We start from the raw sequence: 6838 nt of genomic DNA, 5'->3' as shown, positions 1-6838 counted from the left end.
CATTTCACGTGTTATGGCCAATTGACAATAATGTGATAACAGCAAACTCCTTAGGGACAATTAACCAAAATATAGGTTATGTTGGAGCAGAGAACAATGTTCCTCCTTTGGAAACTATACAATAGTTAATTAAATCCCTCTGTTAAATCTTTAGCAGAGGGATTTTTTTTAACCCGCATTATGTAATAGAATTTCTCCGCCCTGACAATCTCAGGCGTGATGCCTGTCCTGAACTTTCCCAGGGAGTGTTTCAATCGCAAAAAAATCACGCTGTTTGGAGATTTTAGCATAGCACCGCTATGCTGAAATTGAAAACAGCAACGAAGTGGCTGATTTTAAAGCGATTTCAGCACGTAATAGAATGTCTATTGCATATTTCGGGTTGAAGTGTTGCCTAAATTGAACCGTTCCCTTCGACAGGCTCAGGCTGCGGTTCAATTCAGGCTATTTGATTCAGTCCTTTGAAGCCTCCATTTTTTGTTTCCACAGCTCAAATTCTTTTTTATTCGCTTCTAAGGTGAGCGGATACAATCCTACGATCCTATGTCCTTCCAATACCCTTTCGGTTACAAAATCTTCGTAAAGGGTCATGCTTATGGCCTCATCGGCGATTTCATCAGCCAAGTGAGCAGGAATAACGATTACCCCATCATCATCACCTACTACCACATCAGCAGGGAAAACAGCCACGTCACCGCACCCAATAGGTACATTGATGTCCATGGCTTGGTGTAAAGTTAAATTGGTCGGGGCAGAAGGGGAATGGTGATAGGAAGGCATGTCCAACTTGGCAATTTCAGCGGAATCCCGAAATCCCCCATCCGTAACAATCCCTGCAGCACCACGGACCATCAGGCGAGAAGCCAAAATAGAACCTGCAGAAGCCGCCCTACTGTCTTTTCGACTGTCGATAACCAAAACCGCTCCACTGGGGCAGGTTTCTACCGCCACCCGTTGAGGATGTCTAGGGTCTTGAAATACAGTAATGGGATTAAGATCTTCCCTTGCAGGAATATACCGTAAAGTAAAGGCTACTCCCACCATGGTAGGCTTCCCTTTTTCCAATGGCTTAACCCCTTGAATGAATTGATTTTTAAGACCGCGTTTAAACAAGGCTGTGGCTAGTGTGGCAGTACTAACAGTTTGTAATTTTTCTCGAGTAGTGGCTAACATTATTGTAGTTTTAATTTGATGGTCAAAAAGTATATATTTTATGGCAAAGAAGCTCCTATTTTAGCTGTTCTTCAATCTTACCCCCCTTATTTGAACAAGGGTAGTAATCTTAAGGTCGTATTTTGGGTCTTCTTTCGTTACCATGACAAGTAAAGAAAAACCAGATAGCTAAACCCTGCCGTCCAGTCAATAAACAGGTAACCACTGAACTCGTAATGTTTGTCATACTTCAAACACTTTTGACAGAATGTAGCACTTTCTCAGCCTGCCCTGAGTATCAGGGACACTTCATCAGAGGTTCATTTGCATTCATCTCCTTTATCCTTGCCTGACCACGCTCTTGACCTGGCCTTTTCCATAACGCTCAATACCTTGACTCTTTACCAAAGCACCTTATGGTGGTTTGATGTTCTCCCCTGTAGGACAACACCAATGGGTCGGTTCCACCATCTTATAAACAGTTGGGTAACGAATTTTCAGCCGTTCGTTACGCTCGGTACTGGCAATCTTTTATTTTTGATACTTCTTGAGTCTGGTCTTGTTAGTGTCGACTCATATACACAGGAGTATCATTGCCAAACAACTGGCAGAAGCTCCTTTGTTACGTATACACCTCTTTTATACTCAAAATTTTCTAAGTTAGTTTCTTTTTTATTTAACCATTCTATTAATTGTTTTGGATAATTTACACCAGCACAATGCGCAACTGGGTAGTGTCCGGATATCCTACAATTCATCTCTAACAAATTCAAGGTATCGACCTCATCAGCAAGTATATCCACAGAAAGAATACCCTTATGCTTAGTTGCTTGGGATAATTTTTTAGCTAATTCGATAAATCTTGCATTGTCAACCGTCAAACCTAAATCTGTTTCTCCAGAACGCATCTCCACCTTCTCTTTAGGAATTACAGTTACAAAATTACCATTCAAGTCATTAATTATATCTAATCCATATTCTTTCGACTTTTTAAACTCTTGTATCAATACACTTTCTTCCTTGAAATCGGCACTCTCATACTTCAAATAGGAATTAAACACCTCAGTTTTGCATTTATTATACAGAACTTGTAACTCTTCCCTATTGTCTACAACATATAGACCAATAGACCCCATACCAAACCTAGGTTTTATAATTAAGGGATAACAAACACGCTTTGATTCTATTTCCTTTAATACATCTTCTATGGATAGATATGTTTTAGGAGTTGCAATGTTTATTTCTTGTGCAAATTTAAATGTCAACCATTTATCATTACATATTTTAAGGGTTTTCAGTGGTGCATGAACTAAAGTAACACCAATTTCCTCAAATCGCTTTTCTGACGAACCTAAAACTACTAGGTCTACGTCAAATAACGACATTATTGCATCTATCTTATGCTTTTTACAATACTCTACTAAACTATCAACATAATCATTGTCATATATATTAGGTGCAATAAAACTAAAATCAGCTTTTCTGAAAGCAATTGTAAACACACTATTACATACATGAATCTTAGCATCTTTTGATACTTGCTTAAAATAATCGACAATATAGCCTCTTCTACCTACTGACGTTAATAATATATTCATTTTTTAATTTTTTCAAGTTTATTAAGGGTTTGAAGTATATCCCCATCTCTAAACGATTCTAACTCATTTATAATTACCGAATCATCTAGATCCCACCAATTCAGTTTCATTATTCTATCAATTATATCTTCGGAAAACCTAAATTTTATTACCCTTCCCGGATTTCCTGCTACAACTGCGTAGGGTGGAATATCTTTTGTTATTACAGAGTTTGCTCCAACCACCGCTCCATCACCAATCACCACACCTCTTAAAATAACGCTACCTGCTCCAATCCAAACATCATTACCTATTATTACTTTCTTCTCATATCTATTGTGCCAATCCTTTGTATTGTAAATATTAAGATTAGAGTTTGGATTGTATAAAAAGTCATGAGTAGTAATTCTATCAATCTTATGTTCCCCTCCCCCAATAGTAACATGCCAAGAAATAGAACAGAATTTCCCAATCCTAGCGTTATATATTCTTGTGTCACACCCTGTGTAAGTGTGTTTACCTATACTAGTATTTTGAAAGTAGTTTCTTCTGTCTACCCTAACATATTCCTCTAAATGACAATTTACAATTCTTGAATTATCGCCAACACTTACATATTTTCCTAAATTTGTCTTTTCTATACTAACATCTTTATATAAATTAATTGTTTTATCCATATGGTTATTTAATTTTTGTCATTCAAAACATGAACTTATATTGTTATTGAATTTTTTTAGTATTTATAACTTTATCTTCTAGTGTGTTTCCCCTTACTGGTAACGGTCTCGGCTATAGCTAATTGTGTGAGTTAACACTTAACTTTGCAAGTACGCACCAAACTGAAAATCCTTAGGGATTTTCAGAAGTAAATGAGAAAAAGCTATTACTTATAGCCATTGTGTATGCCCAGCATGGGCATTTTGTATCGAAGATACCAAATTATTCCAGAGGTTGAAAAAGAAACTTGTACACTGTAGGCTTCTGAATTCCTAAGCAGGTTCACGCTACCTAACTTGCCCCTATAGTCGGGGTCTGACCAAAGGTCTTTACCCGCATCAGACATTATGGAATCCTGGCCAGTGCCTTCAAGGCAACACATAAGGTCAATATCGACAGTCAAATCGGTAAGGTCGTAATAGAATTAAGAGAAAAACCGGCTTCCCTGTTCAGAAAGTGTTCCTATTGCAAAACCGGAGAACTGCATACAGTGGCATGTTTCGACCAAAGGGGGCCACCATCAAACTGGTTCAACAAAATCAGGAAGCAAAATAATAAGCGCCAGGTAGCTTAATGGGACAGATATGTCCAAATGGTAATAACAGCCTAAAATTCACACCAAAACCGTTTACCTATTCCATAATAAATACTAAAAAAGGAACCCTAGGACAAAGAACAATTTAAAATCAGAAACTTTTTCATTCTCACATCGCTAAAAAAGCAAAAGAAGAAAATCATTCCCCGTAGTAACCTCAACTTCCAAAGATCATGACCTGAACCCTGAGCTTGTCGAAGGGTTCCAGCCGTCAGAATGCTTAGTTATTGTATGCCGATTTTTATTTATTACTTATTGAGGCTCCTTTAGTCGAAAACGATATTCCTTGCTGTCCGTGAGTTGAAATCATTATCCCTTCAAAAATTGGCTCAACTTTATCACTTTCAGAACCCCAAATAATTATAAAATTCGCACCTGTTCCGCCACTCGTGTCGTTTTCTTCTATCACATATTCAACTGATTGCATTGGCTTAAGAAGTATTGGTTTTCTAAAAATTTCTTGGTTTTTTCTCCTACAGAATTGTAGTAATCAACGCTTGATACATAAATGCTGTGCTTTAAACTTTTGTTTCTTAGACTAAGTGTAGCTGTCAAATTAAACCTTGTATCCTTGGTCTTACTATAAATATCAGAGTAAATGGGTACGTAAGTTGTATCGTTTAAAGAAAGGTTATTTGGGATTTTAATAATCTCTAGCGCTTCAAACTTGTCTTCACCGACCTTGTTTAAGTTCTGGCTTCTTTCGACACAGGATGGTAGAAACATGACGCCCAACAGGCTCACTGCGAAGAGCTTTACTCTAGACTGCCAAATCATCTTCCATATATTTTTCATCTTCTTTTTGTTTTTTATTGATTAGTGCAAATCCAAATGTCAATACCCCAACGCGTCCTACAAACATCAGGACTATGACCAAGACTTTTCCTATGTCAGTAAGGTCACCTGTGATTCCTGTGCTCAAACCGACTGTTCCAAGAGCGGATGCAACTTCAAACAGGATTTTCTCAAACTCAAAATTCTCTGAAAATGTCAATAAAAATGAGAATAGAAATATTATGCTGGTGTACAGTATGAATGTCGAGGTAGCAACGTAAAGTCTTTCAAATGGAATTACTCTATTCAAAAAAGAAATTTGCTTTTGGCCAGATAATCTACTTTTTAGAACTGAAATCATCGCAGTTAGAGTGGTAATTTTCATGCCACCTGCAGTTCCTGATGGAGAGGCACCTATATACATTAAAAATGTCACAAATAGCAATATTGGCAAGCTGAGACCACCTGTAGAAATAGTATTGAAGCCAACTGTAGTCATAGCTGTCATTGCCTGAAAAAACGATTCTGAGAATTTTGAATTTGAGTTTTGTACGCTTGGTTCTGTAAAATAGACAAGTGTTGTACCAATGAACAGGAGTAAAATAAATCCATAGGTTATAATCTTGGTAGTGAATGATATGCTTTTTGACTTGCCACTTAATCTATACCACAAATCGGTTATGACAATGAATCCAAGTGACCCTGCAATTGCAAGAACTGAAATAATAGCATTTACAAAGCCATTGTCACTGTAACTCTCAAAACTATTATTGAACAAGCCAAAGCCTGCTGTACAAAATGCAGAAACACTATGAAATATGGAAAACCAAATAGCTTTCAAAGTCTCCATTCCTCCTTGTTTAAAAGCAATATAGAAGCTTATAGCACCCAAGGTTTCCATCACAACGGTAAAAACTATAACGCTTTTAATGAAGTCATTGATTTTAATGGTTTTTGGTAGAGTAAATTCTGTCCCAATTATCTTATTGTGCCAATGAGTAATGTTTTTGGTTGTAAATAATAGGTAATAAGTCGTCAAAGTCATATATCCTATTCCTCCAACTTGAAATAAGCCCATTACAATCAGTTGTCCGAAAAAGTTATATGAATCGTAAACACTGACTGTTACAAGTCCTGTTGTCGAAATAGCAGAGGTCGAAATGAACAGGTTGTCAAGAAAACCTACACTGCTTTTATGAAACAGGGGAATGCTCAATAGTCCAAATCCAACTAGCGTATAAAGAAAAAATCCCCAAACTAAATTCATTTGTGGGGACTTGCTGATTTGGAACTTCTTGTACCAAGTCAAGAATTTTTCGATTATGTTTTTTTTATCTGTCATTGTCGTTTTTCGCATAGCATAGTAGAGTAGAGCCTGATAGTCCACTTTATTAATACCTATAAAGATAATAATAAGAAGCAAACTATCAGCGCCCCCTTCATCAAACCGTACCCTGTTAATTACAGGGCAGGCTATGAAGTTTTCCCTCATACGGCTTACCGATAGACTTCTTCATTTGCTTTTTACATGAATCTACCCAACATATGTATAATCCATGAGCTAAATGAATCACATCTGCTTTCTCCTCCTATTTGAACAAACAAATAGCGACATTTAGAATCAACTACCTATAAATTCAGCCGAATAGGACTAAGCCAGTACTGAAAGTATCGATTCCATATTCGCTTCTCTAAAGTAGAGCCCCTTTCCTATTATGGTTTTTGTTCACACTGCAATCGTAGGTACTATGGGCTCCTCCGACTTCTCTTGTCCCCTTGCTGAACTTCGCTATGCTTATATCAGCCCGTTTATGGTTGCCAACTTTTGAAACAAGAGACCTCCCACAGCCTGCCCCGACTTTTCAATCGGGGTTCCGTAGTAATCCATCTATACTCACGCCACCCCTTTGACTCCGGTAGTTTACTACAAATCAAATGACTGTTGATCTTTGTAGTATGGCAGGGTTCTCCCGAAAATCGGGATCAAAACTGTCCCCAAATCTACGGGTACACATATCGAAGC

4 protein-coding genes and 3 pseudogenes are annotated in these 6838 nt (G+C 37.5%); 1 reads left to right on the top strand and 6 read right to left on the bottom strand.

The genetic code is table 11. The annotated features are described in order from the left end of the window. Positions 1-453 precede the first annotated feature (453 nt). The 4 genes and pseudogenes from AC13EX_RS00760 to AC13EX_RS00745 form a co-directional block, all read right to left on the bottom strand. Complete coding sequence (locus tag AC13EX_RS00760) at positions 454-1173, bottom strand: ribonuclease activity regulator RraA (RefSeq protein WP_482891160.1); 720 nt, start codon at positions 1171-1173, stop codon at positions 454-456. 569 nt (positions 1174-1742) lie between these two features. Further along, a complete protein-coding gene (locus AC13EX_RS00755; RefSeq protein WP_482891159.1) occupies positions 1743-2750 on the bottom strand; it encodes an ATP-grasp domain-containing protein in 1008 nt (335 codons plus the stop codon). A 124-nt stretch (positions 2751-2874) separates the two neighbouring features. Beyond that, positions 2875-3052: pseudogene (locus tag AC13EX_RS00750) on the bottom strand (DapH/DapD/GlmU-related protein); the annotation flags it as partial. A gap of 560 nt (positions 3053-3612) precedes the next feature. Continuing rightward, positions 3613-3849: a hypothetical protein gene (locus AC13EX_RS00745; protein WP_482891158.1), complete on the bottom strand. Its 237-nt coding sequence runs from the start codon at positions 3847-3849 to the stop codon at positions 3613-3615. On the opposite strand from AC13EX_RS00745, the pseudogene AC13EX_RS00740 reads away from it, so the two are divergent. Then, positions 3766-4020: pseudogene (locus AC13EX_RS00740) on the top strand (IS91 family transposase); the annotation flags it as partial. The gene AC13EX_RS00745 and the pseudogene AC13EX_RS00740 sit on opposite strands and share 84 nt — an antisense overlap. A 262-nt stretch (positions 4021-4282) precedes the next feature. Here the strand turns inward: AC13EX_RS00740 and AC13EX_RS00735 are convergent. Beyond that, a pseudogene (locus AC13EX_RS00735) lies at positions 4283-4767 on the bottom strand (DUF3124 domain-containing protein). Between the two features lie 34 nt (positions 4768-4801). Beyond that, complete coding sequence (locus tag AC13EX_RS00730; RefSeq protein WP_482891157.1) at positions 4802-6157, bottom strand: TrkH family potassium uptake protein; 1356 nt, start codon at positions 6155-6157, stop codon at positions 4802-4804. Between the last annotated feature and the right edge of the window lie 681 nt (positions 6158-6838).

It is taken from the genome of Cyclobacterium sp. L-R, assembly GCF_056859355.1.
The sequence above is the reverse complement of the archived record's forward strand: the minus strand, read 5'-3'. Positions and strand labels throughout refer to the sequence as shown.